At 58.5% G+C, this 16,194-nt stretch carries 20 protein-coding genes, 5 tRNA genes and 1 pseudogene; 20 read left to right on the forward strand and 6 right to left on the reverse strand.

The features are described 5' to 3' along the window. The first annotated feature begins 9 nt into the window (after positions 1–9). The 4 genes from NTD80_RS08820 to NTD80_RS08835 all read left to right on the forward strand — a co-directional run bounded on the left by NTD80_RS08820 (position 10) and on the right by NTD80_RS08835 (position 1,264). Entirely contained in the window at positions 10–774 is a 765-nt protein-coding gene (locus NTD80_RS08820; protein ID WP_065904573.1) for an SDR family oxidoreductase, read from the forward strand. A gap of 99 nt (positions 775–873) precedes the next feature. After that, positions 874–949, forward strand: a tRNA-Val gene (locus tag NTD80_RS08825). A 55-nt stretch (positions 950–1,004) separates the two neighbouring features. Beyond that, positions 1,005–1,081 (forward strand) — tRNA-Asp (locus NTD80_RS08830). A gap of 106 nt (positions 1,082–1,187) precedes the next feature. Beyond that, positions 1,188–1,264, forward strand: a tRNA-Asp gene (locus NTD80_RS08835). Between the two features lie 194 nt (positions 1,265–1,458). Here the strand turns inward: NTD80_RS08835 and NTD80_RS08840 are convergent. Continuing rightward, positions 1,459–2,742 (reverse strand): NAD(P)/FAD-dependent oxidoreductase, encoded by a 1,284-nt coding sequence (locus NTD80_RS08840; protein ID WP_262133206.1) that lies wholly within the window; start codon positions 2,740–2,742, stop codon positions 1,459–1,461. Positions 2,743–2,926: 184 nt separating this feature from the next. Here NTD80_RS08840 and NTD80_RS08845 point away from each other — a divergent pair. Beyond that, positions 2,927–3,003, forward strand: a tRNA-Val gene (locus NTD80_RS08845). A gap of 235 nt (positions 3,004–3,238) precedes the next feature. Here NTD80_RS08845 and NTD80_RS08850 read toward each other — a convergent pair. After that, on the reverse strand, positions 3,239–3,442 hold the full coding sequence (locus tag NTD80_RS08850) for a hypothetical protein (RefSeq protein WP_262133208.1): 204 nt from the start codon (positions 3,440–3,442) through the stop codon (positions 3,239–3,241). A 13-nt stretch (positions 3,443–3,455) separates the two neighbouring features. Between NTD80_RS08850 and NTD80_RS08855 the strand changes: the two are divergent. The 8 genes and pseudogenes from NTD80_RS08855 to NTD80_RS08890 form a co-directional block, all read left to right on the forward strand. Next, a pseudogene (locus tag NTD80_RS08855) lies at positions 3,456–3,818 on the forward strand (hypothetical protein); the annotation flags it as partial. A gap of 164 nt (positions 3,819–3,982) precedes the next feature. Beyond that, positions 3,983–4,462 carry a hypothetical protein gene (locus tag NTD80_RS08860; protein ID WP_262133209.1) on the forward strand — a complete coding sequence of 160 codons (480 nt, stop codon included), beginning with the start codon at positions 3,983–3,985 and terminating at the stop codon, positions 4,460–4,462. Between the two features lie 61 nt (positions 4,463–4,523). Then, a tRNA-Arg gene (locus NTD80_RS08865) sits at positions 4,524–4,599 on the forward strand. Between the two features lie 305 nt (positions 4,600–4,904). Then, a complete protein-coding gene (locus NTD80_RS08870; protein WP_262133210.1) occupies positions 4,905–5,621 on the forward strand; it encodes a DUF4339 domain-containing protein in 717 nt (238 codons plus the stop codon). A 139-nt stretch (positions 5,622–5,760) separates the two neighbouring features. Then, positions 5,761–6,435 carry a DUF1983 domain-containing protein gene (locus NTD80_RS08875; protein WP_262133212.1) on the forward strand — a complete coding sequence of 225 codons (675 nt, stop codon included), beginning with the start codon at positions 5,761–5,763 and terminating at the stop codon, positions 6,433–6,435. 46 nt (positions 6,436–6,481) lie between these two features. Further along, positions 6,482–6,820, forward strand: coding sequence for an MFS transporter (locus NTD80_RS08880; RefSeq protein ID WP_262133214.1), 339 nt, complete (start codon positions 6,482–6,484; stop codon positions 6,818–6,820). Then, entirely contained in the window at positions 6,817–7,161 is a 345-nt protein-coding gene (locus NTD80_RS08885) for a hypothetical protein (RefSeq protein WP_262133215.1), read from the forward strand. The genes NTD80_RS08880 and NTD80_RS08885 overlap by 4 nt, the downstream gene beginning before the upstream one ends. Positions 7,162–7,210: 49 nt before the next feature. Then, positions 7,211–7,402: a hypothetical protein gene (locus tag NTD80_RS08890; RefSeq protein ID WP_262133217.1), complete on the forward strand. Its 192-nt coding sequence runs from the start codon at positions 7,211–7,213 to the stop codon at positions 7,400–7,402. A gap of 20 nt (positions 7,403–7,422) precedes the next feature. On the opposite strand, the gene NTD80_RS08895 is transcribed toward NTD80_RS08890, so the two are convergent. Then, positions 7,423–7,983, reverse strand: coding sequence for a hypothetical protein (locus NTD80_RS08895; protein WP_262133219.1), 561 nt, complete (start codon positions 7,981–7,983; stop codon positions 7,423–7,425). Positions 7,984–8,468: 485 nt separating this feature from the next. Here NTD80_RS08895 and NTD80_RS08900 point away from each other — a divergent pair, with 485 nt between their 5' ends. Genes NTD80_RS08900 through NTD80_RS08910 form a run of 3 tightly spaced genes read left to right on the forward strand, consistent with a single transcriptional unit; the run spans position 8,469 to position 10,314 of the window. Next, the gene (locus NTD80_RS08900; RefSeq protein ID WP_262133221.1) at positions 8,469–9,092 is read left to right on the forward strand and encodes a putative metallopeptidase; all 624 of its coding nucleotides are present in this window, start codon (positions 8,469–8,471) and stop codon (positions 9,090–9,092) included. Between the two features lie 30 nt (positions 9,093–9,122). After that, complete coding sequence (locus NTD80_RS08905) at positions 9,123–9,599, forward strand: DUF2280 domain-containing protein (protein WP_262133223.1); 477 nt, start codon at positions 9,123–9,125, stop codon at positions 9,597–9,599. Beyond that, entirely contained in the window at positions 9,574–10,314 is a 741-nt protein-coding gene (locus NTD80_RS08910; protein ID WP_262133224.1) for a terminase large subunit domain-containing protein, read from the forward strand. Before NTD80_RS08905 ends, NTD80_RS08910 begins: the two co-directional genes overlap by 26 nt. Here the strand turns inward: NTD80_RS08910 and NTD80_RS08915 are convergent. Further along, complete coding sequence (locus NTD80_RS08915) at positions 10,311–10,466, reverse strand: hypothetical protein (RefSeq protein ID WP_262133316.1); 156 nt, start codon at positions 10,464–10,466, stop codon at positions 10,311–10,313. The two genes, NTD80_RS08910 and NTD80_RS08915, sit on opposite strands and share 4 nt — an antisense overlap. A 410-nt stretch (positions 10,467–10,876) precedes the next feature. On the opposite strand from NTD80_RS08915, the gene NTD80_RS08920 reads away from it, so the two are divergent. Then, positions 10,877–11,311, forward strand: a complete 435-nt coding sequence (locus tag NTD80_RS08920; protein WP_120449185.1) for a hypothetical protein — start codon at positions 10,877–10,879, stop codon at positions 11,309–11,311. Between the two features lie 16 nt (positions 11,312–11,327). Here NTD80_RS08920 and NTD80_RS08925 read toward each other — a convergent pair whose 3' ends face one another. Then, positions 11,328–12,755, reverse strand: a complete 1,428-nt coding sequence (locus tag NTD80_RS08925) for a DHA2 family efflux MFS transporter permease subunit (RefSeq protein ID WP_262133228.1) — start codon at positions 12,753–12,755, stop codon at positions 11,328–11,330. A 186-nt stretch (positions 12,756–12,941) separates the two neighbouring features. Here NTD80_RS08925 and NTD80_RS08930 point away from each other — a divergent pair, with 186 nt between their 5' ends. Continuing rightward, positions 12,942–13,571: a flagellar biosynthesis protein gene (locus NTD80_RS08930; RefSeq protein WP_262133230.1), complete on the forward strand. Its 630-nt coding sequence runs from the start codon at positions 12,942–12,944 to the stop codon at positions 13,569–13,571. A 68-nt stretch (positions 13,572–13,639) separates the two neighbouring features. On the opposite strand, the gene NTD80_RS08935 is transcribed toward NTD80_RS08930, so the two are convergent. Beyond that, a complete protein-coding gene (locus NTD80_RS08935; protein ID WP_262133232.1) occupies positions 13,640–14,185 on the reverse strand; it encodes a hypothetical protein in 546 nt (181 codons plus the stop codon). A 339-nt stretch (positions 14,186–14,524) separates the two neighbouring features. Here NTD80_RS08935 and NTD80_RS08940 point away from each other — a divergent pair, with 339 nt between their 5' ends. Both NTD80_RS08940 and NTD80_RS08945 read left to right on the forward strand, forming a co-directional pair. Continuing rightward, positions 14,525–15,241 carry a DUF969 domain-containing protein gene (locus NTD80_RS08940; protein ID WP_065903737.1) on the forward strand — a complete coding sequence of 239 codons (717 nt, stop codon included), beginning with the start codon at positions 14,525–14,527 and terminating at the stop codon, positions 15,239–15,241. After that, entirely contained in the window at positions 15,238–16,188 is a 951-nt protein-coding gene (locus NTD80_RS08945) for a DUF979 domain-containing protein (RefSeq protein ID WP_065903735.1), read from the forward strand. The genes NTD80_RS08940 and NTD80_RS08945 overlap by 4 nt, the downstream gene beginning before the upstream one ends. Positions 16,189–16,194: the final 6 nt, after the last annotated feature.

Here is a 16,194-nt window from a genome sequence, read left to right on the forward strand (position 1 = left end):
GAGTGGTCCATGGAAGCTGCAGCGGCCAGTAATGGCCGCGTCGCATTGGTCACTGGGGCGGCCCGGGGCATTGGCCTCGGGATTGCCGCGTGGCTGATCAGTGAAGGTTGGCAGGTGGTATTGACGGACCTGGACCGCGAGCGCGGTTCCAAGGTGTCCAAGGTGCTGGGCGACAACGCCTGGTTTATCACCATGGATGTGGCGGACGAGAAGCAGGTGGCTCAGGGTGTCGCCGAAGTGCTGGGGCAGTTTGGTCGCCTGGATGCGTTGGTGTGCAACGCGGCAGTGGCCGACCCGCGCAATATCACCCTGGAAAGCCTCGACCTGGCTTACTGGAATCGTGTGCTGGCGGTGAACCTCAGTGGGCCGATGTTGCTGGCCAAGCACTGTGCGCCGTACCTGCGCGCCCATGGCGGGGCGATCGTCAACTTGGCGTCGACCCGGGCCCGTCAGTCGGAACCGGACACCGAGGCCTACGCGGCGAGCAAGGGCGGCTTGCTGGCGCTGACTCACGCATTGGCGATCAGCCTGGGTCCGGAGGTGCGGGTGAACGCCGTCAGCCCCGGCTGGATCGATGCGCGTGATCCTGCGGCGCGCCGTGCCGAGCCGTTGACGGACGCCGACCATGCCCAGCATCCGGCGGGCAGGGTGGGGACGGTGGAGGACGTGGCGGCGATGGTGGCGTGGTTGTTGTCGCGTCAGGCCGGGTTTGTCACCGGGCAGGAGTTCGTGGTCGACGGTGGCATGAGCAAGAAGATGATTTACAGCGAGTAGGCGCTCTTGAAGCCATTTTGTCTTTTTCAGAAAAACTTCAAGCAGGCTATTGACTTAGGTCCGCTACCTGCGTAAATTTCGCGGCCTCAACGAAGCAAAGGGTGATTAGCTCAGCTGGGAGAGCATCTGCCTTACAAGCAGAGGGTCGGCGGTTCGATCCCGTCATCACCCACCACTTCTTGAGAGTTTTGCCTTCGGGCAAGACGCAACGTTAAAGGTTGCACCGACGCGCAGCGGTAGTTCAGTCGGTTAGAATACCGGCCTGTCACGCCGGGGGTCGCGGGTTCGAGTCCCGTCCGCTGCGCCATATTTTCCAGGTTCGATTCGTCGGGCTTGAGGTTGAACAGCCAAGGCTGGTCGATCAGATGTTTCAAGACGGTTGTGGGGTTTACCCGTAGCTGGTCAAGCGATACGCAGCGGTAGTTCAGTCGGTTAGAATACCGGCCTGTCACGCCGGGGGTCGCGGGTTCGAGTCCCGTCCGCTGCGCCATATCTGCCTCAAGGCCCACTGAACGCCTTGAAGCACAAAGAAAGCCTCTGGCTACTTTGATCCGATAGCAAAGACCCTGGTCGAAAGACCGGGGTTTTTTGTGTCTGCGATTTATGAAATGTGCGAGCCCGCTCATGGGCGATGGTGAATCTACGGACGCCATCGCCCGCGAGCGGGCTCCTACAGGTTTTGCCTCAAAAGCCTAGTTTGTCGCGCAAGCCGTAGTACCAGGCGCCCAGTGCGGCAAACGGCGTGCGCAGCAGTTGGCCGCCCGGGAATGGGTAGTGGGGCAGGTCGGCAAACGCATCAAAACGCTCTGCCTGGCCTCGAAGGGCTTCTGCCAGTACCTTGCCGGCCAAGTGTGTGTACGTCACGCCATGGCCGCTGCAGCCCTGCGAGTAGTAGATGTTGTCGCCCAGGCGGCCGACCTGTGGCAAGCGCGACAGGGTCAGCAGGAAATTGCCGGTCCAGGCGTAGTCGATTTTCACGTCCTTGAGCTGCGGGAAGGCCTTGAGCATCTTCGGACGGATAATCGCCTCGATGTTCGCCGGGTCACGTGCGCCATATACCACGCCGCCGCCGAAGATCAGGCGCTTGTCGCTGGTGAGGCGGTAGTAGTCGAGCAGGTAGTTGCAGTCTTCGACGCAGTAATCCTGCGGCAGCAGCGACTTGGCCAGTTCCTCACCCAGCGGTGCAGTGGTGATGACTTGCGTGCCGCAGGGCATCGACTTGGCTGCCAGCTCCGGCACCAGGTTGCCCAGGTAGGCATTGCCCGCGACGATGATGAACTTGGCCCTGACCTTGCCCTCGGCGGTGTGCACCACCGGATTGGCGCCGCGCTCGATGCGCACTGCCGCGGACTGCTCATAGATGCTGCCGCCCAGGGACTCCACCGCCGCTGCTTCGCCCAGCGCCAGGTTGAGCGGATGGATGTGCCCGCCGCTCATGTCGAGCAGGCCGCCGACATAGTTGTCACACGCCACGACCTCGCGGATGCGACGTTCGTCCAGCAACTCCAGCTGCGTATGGCCGTAACGCTCCCACAGGCGCTTCTGCGACTCCAGGTGGCCCATGTGCTTGCTGTTGAGTGCAGCGAACACGCCGCCGTCCTTCAGGTCGCACTGGATCTGGTACTTGGCCACCCGCTCGCGAATGATCTTGCCGCCTTCGAACGCCATCTGTCCGAGCAACTGTGCCTGCTTGGGGCCGACGCTGCGCTCGATCACGTCGATGTCACGGCTATAACTGTTGACGATCTGCCCGCCATTGCGACCAGAGGCACCAAAGCCGACCTTGGCGGCTTCCAGCACGGTCACGCGAAAACCGTTCTCCAGCAGGAACAGCGCGCTGGAAAGGCCGGTGTAGCCAGCACCGATCACGCACACGTCGGTTTCGACCTCGCCTTGCAGGCTTGGGCGTGGCGGTACGGCATTCGCGGAAGCGGCGTAATACGACTGGGGGTAGGGGGTGTTCGCCATCCTGGAACCTCTGTTTTATATTTTTTACGAGTGTCCCGATCCTACCTGAGTTGAAAATTGCCTGCCAGCCACCGAAAAAATACCGATGTGCCGGCCGCAAATAAAAAATTCGCATATTCATAGGGTTAGCTGCAAAAAAGATGTTGACACCCCTCCGGAATTCCGTAGAATGCCGCCTCACAGCAGGCACGTAGCTCAGTTGGTTAGAGCACCACCTTGACATGGTGGGGGTCGTTGGTTCGAGTCCAATCGCGCCTACCAAACAAAATCCGCTCTGCTGGGCGGTCTAGAAGGGCTCACCGAAAGGTGGGCCCTTTTTTGTTGCCTGCGATTTGCAAAACTTTTGCAAAACTTTTGCAAAACTCCCACCTCAGAACGCCAATTCGGCGCCCACCTCCAGGTACTCGATCTTCTTTTCGTCGTGCCCCTCCTGATAGTGCTTCGTCATCTTCTCGTCCGCGTGGCCCATGAGCGCCTGGATGTATTCCTGTGGGAATTACTGTTGCTCATACAGCCAGGCGCCCAATGCGCGGATCTCGTGAAAAGTGGGGCGCTCGCCGGCTGGCACATGGTCGTAGGCGTGCGCGGCGTCCCTGGCCTTGCTGAACGCCTTGGTCAGGTAGTCCGGCGTCACGGATGTCCAGTGGTCCTTGGCGTCGATCTGTTCGCGCCGGCGGGCTTTGGGTTTGTAGTGGATCAAGTACGGCGATGCGAGCCCAGCGCACTGGCGTGCCTTGGTAGCGAAATACTCGACCCACGAAGAGCGCAAGCACGGCGCGATTCTGGAGTTGCTGAACTCGGTGCGAACGCCGGCGCCGAAACGCTTCCGGGAGTGTGCCGTTCTGACCTGGGCCATTCCGCAGGTTGCCGGGGCGGAGGGCAAGCGTTCCGCCGCCGTGCTGCCGGCCGCCTGGTACGACATCACAAATTGGGATAACGACGGCAAGCCAGAATCTACTCGGTACCGGTGGCGTTCAGGGATCCGCAAGACGCTGGATGACCAGGTGAATGAGGCGCTCACTGCCGCTCAGGAGCTGCTCGACGCAGAGGGGCTTATCGAAAGTTGCGCGGCGTAGCAATTAGCCATTGCAATGAGTGAGGAAGTGAGAGTATTTACCCATCCTGTCGATCTTGCGCATTAGGGATTGTCACTGAGAAGCCTCGCCACTGTGCGGGGCTTTTTGTTGATGGCGATTTGCTTTGTGTGCCAATCTGGCCCTTCATCTTGTGGAGGGATTCAATGAGCAGATACGAAGATTTGCGAGCAGCTTTCATCAAGCAGGAAGAGGATGAGTTCGAGTATTGGCATGATCTTCAGCGCAGAGCTGTGCTCTTCGCGAAGGACTTGACCGAGTTTCTTGAATACCCGAAACCCGACTATGAAGATTTAGATGGTGGTAAAAATCACCGATACGTTTACATAACGAAGCCAGGAAGCAAGGACGAGATCAGAAACTTTACTGAGCTCGAAGGTTCTCGCGGAGCGATTGACTTCGACATTGTTATCACTCTCGAGCGTGATCGAGGCACCTACCCAAAGAGCTTGTTCCGTATTGCAATGCATATAGGGTCTGCAAATGGGCTGCTTCGCGTATGGTCTGATGTCGCAAACGTGAAGGCGGATATTGTTAAAGATCAACCTTCGAGTTATGAAGCGTTGTATCAACAGATATTCGAAGCTCTGAAGGTGCAGCTCGCCGCTCGCTCATTGCTCACATAAGCTCAATTCATTTTCGTCTATCTATCTAGGCCTCGCCATCGTGCGGGGCCTTTTTCGTTTTTGCGTGGTAGAGCAGCGGTCAGCTCGACGGGCGCCTATCCCGACGGTCAATGGTTCGAATCCATCCCTCGCAACCAGTTTCACCTGTAGCAAGGACAGCCCTCGGGAACCCCTGGACGCGGTATCGCCGGAAGTCACGCGTCACGAAAGAACACCGGCAGCTTGAGCAGTCCATACCTGTGCTTCTCGGGCTGGCTCAAGCGGACGGAGGGGAAAGACTCTCACACCTATTTCAAGGCTCGCCATATCGGCGGGCCTTTTCTGCTTCTGAGGCACGTGATTTCACGCTCCTCACCAGGCCGGTCTAAAGTATTTCCAAGCATTGCCGATGTGTCATAGTGCCATCTTTCTTGATGGGTATTACGGGATAGGGAGCAACAGGATGTCGGATTCATCGTGGTATTACGCACTGAACGGATCGAGAAATGGACCGTTTACTCTTGAGCAGATGCAAGGTTTTTTAAGTGCCAACACCATCAATGCGGATACGCAGGTTTGGCCCGGAGAAGGCGACTGGGTCAGCTTAAAGAATACGGAGCTCGGCAAAAGCATTTCACGCCCATCGGGTCCTCCGCCTCTTGCCGCATCAGAAGTCGATAACCGATTCGTATGGGCGTTGGTCGCGGCTCAATTGGTTGGCGGCCTTATCGAATACCTATCTGGTGTTAGTATCTGGTGGGCAGTGCTTGGCTTGAATATTGGCCTTTGTTTCGCTGATGAGAGACGTTTGAAGGCTGCCGGGCATTTAGCTCCGCAAAGCTTCTGGGCGCTCATCGTTCCGGTTTATCTCTGGAAGCGAGCGGAAATTCTGAACCAGAAGAAGCACTACTTTTATGGCTGGATGGCCGCGTTTGTAGTGTCCATTTTGCTGGCATCAATTGGCGGCGATTCAGCCGTTGAGAAGGCCGCATGCCCAATTGTTTCTGAGATTATCCAAAAGCAGTTTTATCAAAAGACCTCCTGCATCGCAGTAACGATTGACGACGAAGTCAAGAGCGGATTTTATCGTGCTAGCGCTTTACTCGATAATGGCAATGAAATTGACATAACTATCGAGAAAAAAGGTAAGGACATCCTTGTGAGGGTGCCCCGGCAGTGATCGCTTCACCTTGATCATAAGAGCCCGACCCTAGAGTTGGGCTTTTTGCTTTCTACACTTCCTTGAGCCTCGGCATTTGCCGGGGCTTTTCTCGTTATGAGGCACAGCAAATGTCCCGCACGATCCAATCCGACAACACGTGCCGGGCGTTTCCGGCTGGAAATTTAACGAGTCCACCGGCGAGTTCGAGATTCATAGTTCTGACGCGTCGAACAGCGCCGGGCCTCGGCTTATTCGCGTGACTGCGGGCTCTTGGTCGGATTTCGATCTGCCGCCCAATGCCGTGGAGTACCACGCCTTCATCGGCGCGGAGCTGGATAAGATTCCTGCCGACTGCCGGGCTAGCGTCGAGATCACAGCCGAGGATATCTCGTTTGATCGTGACGGCTCGGATGTGCGCACCACGATGACCTATGAGCGCCGGGAGACTTGCGAAGAGGTCGCGGATCGCATCGAAAAGAGCTCTTTATCTGCTCAGATGTCGGGCTTGGTTGGCGGCGGCCTCAGCCTCTTCCATAACGGCCAGCTTCGCGTTCGACTTGGAAGTCTTGAAGGGCCAAGCCCTTTCGTTGTCGCCGACGGCAAGGTGTATTTTCGCGATGACCTGGTGAAGGAGGCATCGATAGCCAAAGCCAAGGTCGCGAATGCATGGTCGGTCCGGGTTGAGCTGTCTCCGACCGGCCAGCCGTATGCTGCTGGATTCGGAATTGGCATTGGCACGGCGGACGAGTTCAAGCCCGACATCATCGTGAAGGCATCCCACATGGAAATCCTGCCTGATGGCCTGGTGAAGATCACCCAAGCGCCCAAGTAATTCGCGACAACCATTCTCTTAAAACATGCCCCACGGAGTCGAGCGCATGGAGTATCTACAGCGCCTGCTCGACAAGATCGACAGGTTCGAATTGCTGATTGCGGGCCTCGTTGGTGCCGTGATCGCCAGTTGGTGGCACAAGGGCGACTTGAACGACTGGCGCGCCTGGATGATCTTCCTCATCACCGGCATGGCCTGCTCGATCTACCTGACGAGCATGGTAAGCACCTATTTGGGCGTGACCGAGCCGAAGATCGTCGCCGGCATCGGCTTCCTGTTGGGTGCCTTCGGCGGCTCGCTCCTGGCGGCCATCAATCGAGCCATCAAATCCGCTGACCTCTGGGCGCTCATTCGCCAGCGGTTAGGGGGAGGCAATCCACCATGAATCTTGAACTGATCAACTCCGTCGCCTGCGGCCTTATCGCGCTGTGGGCAGCCTGGTGCGTACTGAGCGGGAAGGTGAGGGACGGCATTCTCGGGAAGCTGATCTACTCGGCCATTGCCATCAGTGGCTATGTCGTGATGACGCGTAGTCAAAACATCTTTTTTGGCCCGACCACCGCGGGCCTGACGCTGCATGTATCTCTGGCCCTGGCCGGTGCCCGCCACATCTTCATGGTCACATACTGGCAGCGGGTGAATGCCTGGCTATGCCGGACGCTGAACTGCGAGCACTGCATGAGCTGCCCGAAGGCGCCTGAAGGCATCGACCGTCGGAAGCAGTAATCCGCGCCACGTTTTCGAATGCGCCAAATCGTGGCGCGAGGGTTTGCAGATGAGCAATATCACCCGGCTGCGTCACGCGTTGCCCATGAACCAGGACATCAACAAGGCCCTGGCTGATCTGGATAGCGCTATAGCTAAGGCTGTGGACGCCGCGAAATCTGCAGGCCTTCCTCAGGGCATCCTCGTGGCTATCCTCCACGGACAGGCACATACTGAGACGGCTAGGATGGTGAACTCGTAACTCAGGGGGTGCCGTATGAGTTAACGCTTCATCTTTGCGATCAATGTGCAGCGGCAGTATTCACACCTGCAGCTCTGATCAGCCAGGTCATCAAAATCTTGTGTCACGGACACCGACTTTCCATCCATAGACTTGCACCACGCACAATCGCGCTCATCCCCACAGCTAAGGACTGAATAGCTGTTGAAACCAGCAGATTTGATACGTGCGATGCCTTCCCGGCGCAAATGTTTGTGAGTAGCTCTTAGGTAGAGACGATGCAGTACAGGTTTTGGCCCGATTGCAAGCCCTTCATCTGTAAGGGTGGCCAGATGCCCTTTAGTAATTTTCATTCGGGCATTGAGGCCCAGTGCACGTTTCTGTTCGGTAGTAAGTGCCTCTTCATCTGCAAGTTTTTTTGTGTGAAGAAAGTCGTTCAGGACTGCGAGCCTCCCTGACTCCTTGATGTGCGGAGAAGCGGCGATCTCTTTCCTAAAATACTCACTGAGCTGGTTCGGAGCTTCGGTAGCGATCTGACGATTAATAGCGGGTCGACTAGACCGTTTGGGGCCGAACAGCGTTCCTAAGAGTTCCCTTAACATGGCGCCTCCTTTTTGTTGTTTCGACTGGGCGACTTATAGCTAGTCGATGTTCTGTCGATTGGCGAGGGGGGGAGGTGTGCCGCAGGTGAGTGCGGCACGGGATACAGTTGGCATTGCTACGCGCTCAGGACTGCGGGCGAAGTCGAATCGTCAATGTCGGACCAAGTTACCACGAGCTCTGAATAGCCTTCATCTTGGAGGGTGCGGTGCTTGCTTGGGAATCTATCTGGCATAGCAACAACTACAGGAAGCTTATTGCTGCAAGACAAAATATTCCAGAGTAGGTCTGTAGCGCTGGACTCGTAGGCTTGTCCGGGCATCTGCTTGTCGATTCCATGTTGTGTAAATTTCAGCTGGTAGTTCATTTCTTTCGGAAGCATAAAAAAGTGTATCCCTGTGAGTTCGATGTGCTCATTGTGCCACCATTTCTTTAAGTGCGTTTTGCATGGGCTCACGCAGCTGTATTTCCCCGAATGGAGGAGCGAATGCAAAGGCCTCACCCTCCAGTGGAATTGCTCGAACTGTCTGCCCTGTCCGACTTCGGCCTCCGCCTGACCCCAGCACCTGAAGTATGGGAATGGCTCCAAACCGAGATCCTCGCCGACACCCGAAGCATTCACAACGAAGACCATGCCCACCTACTGGATGCAGACATCCGGGTCATGTGGGCGTCGTCGAGCTTCGAGAAGCAGGGTCGCACAGTCCTGGGCCAGGCCGAACAAGTAGCGTTGCGCGCCGGTGGTTGGCAGAAAGCTCGGATGGAGCAACAGATGCGTGATTGGTTCGGCGATGTGCCGGACTTCATCATCACCCTGGCGGCTGACTACTGCGCCCAGTGCAGCGACCTTGAGTTCTGCGCGCTCCTGGAGCACGAGCTGTATCACCTGGCTCACGCGACCGACAAGTACGGTCAACCAGCATTCACCCAAGACGGCGCACCAAAGATCAAGCTGCAGGGCCACGACGTTGAAGAGTTCGTCGGGGTGGTCCGCCGCTATGGTGCGAGCCCTGACGTTCAAGCGTTGGTGGATGCTGCAAACAGTCCTGCCGAGGTAGGGAAATTAAACATTGCGAGGGCCTGCGGAACCTGTCTGCTCAAGTCGGCCTGACTTTGACAGTACTTTGACGGATGCCCACATATGGCCGCACTCAGAGACGAGGTGAAAGCCTTTGTAGTACAGGCTCTAGCCTGCTTCGACACGCCATCACAGGTGGTGGCGGCTGTCAAAGTGGAATATGGCCTCGATGTTACCCGCCAGCAGTGTGAGGCATACGACCCAACCAAATACGTCGGGCGAAACCTTCACCTGAAGTGGAGAACCCTTTTCGAAGACACCCGGGCCCGATTTCGCGAACAAACCGCTGAGATCCCGATCGCCAACCGTGCCTATCGACTGCGCGCGCTTGGACGCATGGCCGAGAAGGCCGAGAACATGAAGAACATGGCGCTGACTGCCCAGCTACTGGAGCAGGCCGCAAAAGAAGTGGGCGACGTCTACGTGAACCGCCGCCTTGAACCTGAAAAGCCTTTGGGCTCCCACGCTGACCAGCAGCACGCAGTTGCTGAGTACACCCTGGAGCCTGATGAGAATGTCCCCGCTACCCCGTACCTTTGACCCGCCGGTGAAGCTGACGCCCAAGCAGGCGAACATTTACTGCTGGGGCTTTCAACCCGAGGCTCGCTTCCGTGATGCGGTGTGTGGTCGCCGGTTTGGCAAGACGTTCCTGGGCAAGGCCGAGATGCGTCGTGCTGCCCGCCTGGCTGAGGAGTGGGGCGTAAGCGTCGAGGACGAAATCTGGTACGGCGCGCCAACCTTCAAGCAGGCCAAGCGCGTGTTTTGGCGGCGCCTGAAGCAGGCTATCGCCGAAGCATGGCGTGCACACCGCCCGAACGAGACGGAATGCTCGATCACGCTCAAGTCCGGCCACGTCATGCGGGTGGTGGGGCTCGACAACTACGACAACTTGCGGGGTTCTGGCCTGTTCTTCGTCCTAGTGGATGAATGGGCTGACTGTCCGTGGGAGGCCTGGGAAGAGGTCCTGCGCCCGATGCTTTCGACCTGCCAATACTCGATACCGGGCATCGGCAGGCGAAAGGGTGGTCACGCGTTACGTATCGGCACGCCGAAGGGATTGAATCACTGCTACGACACGTTCCTCGATGGCCGTCCAGGCCATGAGCCTGATCACAAGAGTTGGCTGTACACCTCGCTCGACGGTGGCAACGATCCGGCCGAAGAACTGGAAGCTGCCCGCCGCAAGATGGATCCTCGGACCTTCCGGCAAGAATACGAGGCCAGCTTCGAGAACTACCAGGGCGTCGTCTACTAAACGTTCAATCGTGAGGCGATGTTTGCTCGCGCCTTGCTCAAAAGCTGCTGAGTGGTCGTCAGCTCATCCTCGAGCAGCGCGCACTGTTGCTTGTACATTTCCAGTGGCGTAGGGCAGCCGAGCCACGCTGAGGTGTCTTCGTCGATGTTCATGGTGGGCAAACTCAAATACTGTATGCGCATACAGTAATCGAGGCGTCGCGGATTTGGGAGTGGTTTCCGTCGGCAGGACGCCGTGGAAGGGGAATCAACGTAGCAATATACAACGCTAAGTTATTGATTCTTATAGGCAGAAATGGTGTCTTAGGACAGTGCGGAAAGTATGTTTTTTCCTTTATAAATCATGCGGTTGCACGTGCTTCTGGGTCACCTTGACGTGGTGGGGGCGTTGGTTCGAGTCCAATCGCGCCTACCAAACAAAATCCGCTCTGCTGGGCGGTCTAGAAGGGCTCACCGAAAGGTGGGCCCTTTTTTGTTGCCTCGGATTTAATCCTGACGCCGCCCTCAATTAATCGACCGACACGCCGATGCAGTCGATAAGCCTTCATCATCGGACATTTGGCATGCTCATCAACATTAGCAATCCTCCTGCCGTAGCCAGCAGTCAAAGCGTTGCAACCTCAACGGTTCCCCAGGCAACCGAGAGCACCAACCGTACCGGCGGCCTGACCGTCAATATGAACGCGGGCACGCAAGCGACTGCGGGTGCCGGCGGCGGTGGCCAAGCGTCTTCCAGCTCGACGGAGTCGGACACGGTCAAGGAGTTGAAGAAGCAGATCGAGCAGTTGCAAAAGCAACTTCAAGAGCAGCAACAAGCCATGCAGCAGGCACAGTCCAGCAACCAGAGCGAGGCGGCCAAGGCTGCTGCGGTTGCGGCGGCACAAGCGCAGATTGCAACCACTGCCGCTGCGTTGCAGACAGCGACTGCCGCGCTGTTGCAGGCTGTCACCGCTGAGGGCGGCAGTGCGACGGGATCAATCGTCAGCACCACCGCCTAATTCGACGAGGCGGCGTTCAACCGCGCTTCAACACACTTTCTCCCGCGTGCGCTGGCAGTCGATAGACATCTACCAGCGCGAGCGCCCCCAGCAATGCCACCCCGATGAACGCCACCCGGAAGTCACCCACTTGTGCGTGAATCTCATGCCCCTGCACGCTCATCGACGCGCGCAACAACAGCGCCGCTGCCGTCACGCCCATCCCCATGGCCAGCTGGAACGACATGCTGAACAACGCCGATGCCTCGCTCATGCGTGGCTTGGGCACATCTGCAAAGCCAATTGAGTTGTAGCAGGTGAACTGCATCGAGCGTGACAACCCGCCCACAAACAGCACCACTGCGATGACCGCGAGCGGGGTCTGCGCGGTGAAAAGCGCGCACGCCGCAATCGACGCCACCCCGATCACGCCATTCACCAGCAGCACCTGGCGAAAGCCGAAGCGCTGCATGATGGCCGTGGTCAAGGGTTTCATCGCCAGGTTGCCGGCAAAAACCGCCAGCACCAACAGGCCCGCGTCCACCGGGGATAAGCCAAAGGCCACCTGAAACAACAGCGGCAGCAGGAACGGCAGCGCGCTGATGGCCAGGCGAAACAGCGACCCACCATAGATACTCACGCGAAAGGTATTGATCGCCAGGGTCTGCAGCGGCAACAGCGGGTCAGTATGGTGCTGACAGTGGTGCACGGCCCACACCGCCAACGCAATGCCCGCTGCGACCAGCGCCACGCCTGGGATGAGCATTTCGCCGGCCTCGCTGCCCAACCATTCCAGTCCGCCCAGCAAGGCGACACAGGCGCCTGCGAGCAATAAGAACCCCTTCGCATCAAACTTGCGCACGCTGGCTTCGCGACCTTCCGGTACCAGCCACAGTGCGGCGGCCAACGCCAATACGCCCAGCGGCAGGTTCACGTAGAAGATCCAGGGCCAGGAGGCATGGGTGACGATCAGTCCGCCGGCCACTGGCCCCAGGATCGGCGCCACCAGGCCGGGCCAGGTGATGATCGCGATCATTTTGACCAGGTCTTTTTTATCCGTATTGCGCAGCACCGCCAGCCGCCCCACGGGCACCATCAGTGCGCCACCGATGCCCTGCAGGACGCGTGCAACGACGAACATTTCAAGGCTCTGGCTCAGCCCGCACAGCAGCGAGGCGAGAGTGAAGACGATGATCGCGCCGGCAAAGACCCGGCGCGCACCCAATCGGTCGGCGATCCAGCTGGACAACGGTATGAAGATCGCCACGGCGAGAATGTAGGCGGTGATGCCGATGTTCATGTCGACCGGCGTGACCCCGAACGCTGTGGCCATGGTCGGCAATGCCGTGGCGATCACCGTGGCATCGAGGTTTTCCATGAAGAAAGTCACGGCGACCACCAGGGCGATCAGGCGGGTCTGGATGCTGAGGCCATTCTCGGCGGTGGGTGTGTCGGAAGAAGTCACCGGTGCTGCCCCTTGTTCATTGACGGTCGTTCTGGGTTGACGATACCGGGTCGGGCTTGAGTACACACTCACCGGTATGCAGTTACTTCAAAAAAGTCGGACTGATGTCTAAATGATATCGCGCATGTACAATCGTCGCCGGCCGATATCCGGCCATGCCAATGATGGCGATAAGGAGCGGTAGTCATGAGCGTTCGGTTAGTGGTGGGGATTGCGGCACTGATGGTTCTGGCGGGATGCGCCACGAGTCGGTCGGAAGTGGATGTCAATGTTGCGCCGCTCAGCACAAGCCAGGCCGCAGCTACAAGCAATGGCAAGAAAGTCCTGATCAGCACCGTGGATGATCGCGTTTTCCAGATTGCTCCACGAAGCCCGGATACGCCATCGCTGAAAAATGACGAGGTCAATGACAAGTCGATTACCGAGCGCGCCATTGCCCGTAAGCGCAACAGTTACGGCAAAGGGTTGGGCGACGTGTTGCTGCCCTCCGGCCGCACCGTTTCCCAACTGGTGAATGAGTCGGTAGCCGCGGCTTACAAGCAGGCCGGTTACCAGGTCGTCACCGAGCCAGGCACTCCGGATGCCGCGCCAGTGAACGTGCATATTGTCGAATTCTGGTCCTGGTTTACCCCGGGCTTCTTCTCTGTCGACGTGAGTAACAAAGCCCACCTGCGTATCGAAACTCCGGGCGCCACTGCGCTGAATGTGGTGACGCGCAAGAATGAAAGCATGCAGGCGGTGACGGAGAGTGATTGGAAGAAAATCACCGAGGCGGGTCTGCAAGAAGTGTCGCGTGAGACCCTCAAGCAACTCTGAAGCAAGCCAGGCGGGATTGCAGTATCAGGGCCAACCCAGCGGTTGGCCCTTTTTGCAGGCGCGGTGGCTTACTGGGCCTTGGCGCTCTTGATGTCGCTGATCATCTGCTTGACGATTGCCTGGACCTGCTTCTGCGTCATTGCCGATGCCACGCCTTCCCAGGCCGAGGATGACGTGTCGTAGGTGCGTGAGCCAATGGGCGCGCCGGATTTCAAGTCGGAGTAGTCAGCGCGAGAGAACACCCAGGCATTACCCACCAGCGCACCGGCGACATACCGCGAACCCGGTTCGATGTAGCGAAACTTGCTCACGTTGATGCTGATGCCCACGCCGTCTTCACCATTGGCCGCGACTTTAGGGCTTTCGGTGACCGTGAAGCCAGCCTGGCGTGCTTCGACCTGGAGCGCGTTATTCCAGTCGCGCTTGAGCAAGTTCCAGTCAGGGTTTTGCTCCACCTGTTTTTCGCCTTGGATGCTCACCACCAGGTTCTGCTTGGCCGCTTCCGGGATGGCCAGTGCTGTGCTGCCGCCACTTTTAACTTTCGCTGCACAACCGCCCAGCAGGGACAGGGCAACGGCGCACGAGAGGGCGATCAGGACCTTTTGGGTTTTCATCGAATTTCCATATCCACAACAATAGTGAGAGAGGCGTGCGCCGGTACCCGGTGCCGCACCCGATCAACGGGCGGCGCTAAGATGCGTGACTCGCGGGTTACCTGTCCACATCTTGTTACGTATGCGCAGCAAACCCCGACAAAATTTATTGGTTTGCAGCAACAATTTTTCTTGTTGGACACCTCCCGCCCCCAGGCAGCAAAGTTGCCGCCACTGACGCTCGACCTTCCGGGTCAACAATAAAAAACCGAGCCGACTGCACGCCACTTCCTGCTGTGAACCCTTTGTTCACATCCTGCTGTAACGGCGCCGCAGCGCGCATTAAAGGACCTCACCGCCATGCAAACTGTTGTGAACTTATGGCCGTTGATCGGCGTACTTGTGATCGTGGTTGGCTTTGTCTTGCGCTTCAATCCGCTGTTGGTGGTGACCGCCGCCGCCATCGCCACCGGGCTTGCCGCCCACTTCCCGCTGGAAAAAATCCTCGCGACCATGGGCGACGGTTTCCTTCAGACCCGTGCCCTGCAATTGATTCTGTTATTGCCCCTGGCGGTCATCGGCCTGCTGGAGCGCCATGGGTTGCGCCTGCACGCGCAGAACTGGATTGCGCGGTTCGAGCGCGCCACGGTAGGGCGCCTGTTGATCATCTATCTGTTTGTGCGCGAATCCACCGCCGCCATGGGCTTGACCAGCCTCGGCGGACACCCGCAGATGGTGCGCCCACTGCTGGCGCCGATGGCTGAGGGCGCAGCGGAAAAACGCTACGGCAAGTTGCCGGACAAGCTGCGCCACAAGGTGCTGGCCATGTGCGCTGCGACGGACAACGTCGGCCTGTTTTTCGGTGAGGACATCTTCGTCGCCTTTGGTGCGATTGCGCTGATGCACACCTTCCTGCTGGGCTCGGGGATTGATGTCGAGCCGCTGCACATCGCGGTGTGGGGCATCCCGACGGCGATCTGCGCGTTTATCATTCACGCGATTCGCCTGCATCGGTTCGACCGGCGGCTGACCCGTGAGATGACGCCTGTCGCCACTGCCGTGGAGGCCGCGCAATGATCATCTCGATTCAATACCTGTACTGGCTCGCCGGAGTGCTGCTGCTGATCACTGCGGGCATGATCCTGATGGATCGGACCCACCCCAAGCGCTGGTCCAGCGCCTTGTTCTGGTTGCTGTTCGCGGTTCCGTTCCTGGTGGGCGAGCGCCTGCCCTCGGTGGTCATTGGTGTGGGCGTGGTGGTCATGGCGTTGATTGCCGGGCTGGGCGGCGTCGGCCGTGGCACGCACGCCGAGCTGCATGACAAGGCGTCCCGCGCCAGCGCCGGTCGCCTGGGGCACAAACTGTTTATCCCGGCGTTGGCGATTCCCCTGACGACGGTGATCGGCTCGGTATTACTCAAGCACACCGAGATCGGCGGCGTACCGCTGCTGGACCCGAAAAACACCACCTTCGTTTCCCTCGGCATCGGGTGCCTGATCGCCCTCGGCCTGGCGTGCTGGCTGACCCGCGACACCCCGGTGCAGGCCTTGCGCGAATCGCGGCGACTGACCGAGGCCCTGGGCTGGGCCATGGTGCTGCCGCAAATGCTGGCGATGCTGGGGCTGTTGTTCAATGAAGCCGGAGTCGGTACGGCTGTCGCGCATGTCACCACCACCTACATCAACCTGGATTTCAAGCTGGTGGCAGTCATGGTGTATGTGCTGGGCATGGCACTGTTCACGGTGATCATGGGGAACGGCTTCGCGGCATTCCCGGTGATGACCGGCGGCGTCGGCGTGCCGGTGCTGGTGGGGATCTACGGCGGCAACCCCGCAGTGATGGCCGCGATTGGCATGTTCTCGGGTTACTGCGGTACGTTGATGACACCGATGGCGGCCAACTTCAATATCGTGCCGGCAGCACTGCTGGAGTTGCCCGACAAAAACGCGGTGATCAAGGCTCAACTGCCGACCGCGCTGATGATGCTGGTGGTCAATATTGTCCTGCTTTACCTGTTGATGTGAGGCCAC

The organism is Pseudomonas sp. 13B_2.1_Bac1 (genome assembly GCF_025466155.1).
GTDB lineage: Bacteria > Pseudomonadota > Gammaproteobacteria > Pseudomonadales > Pseudomonadaceae > Aquipseudomonas > Aquipseudomonas aylmerensis.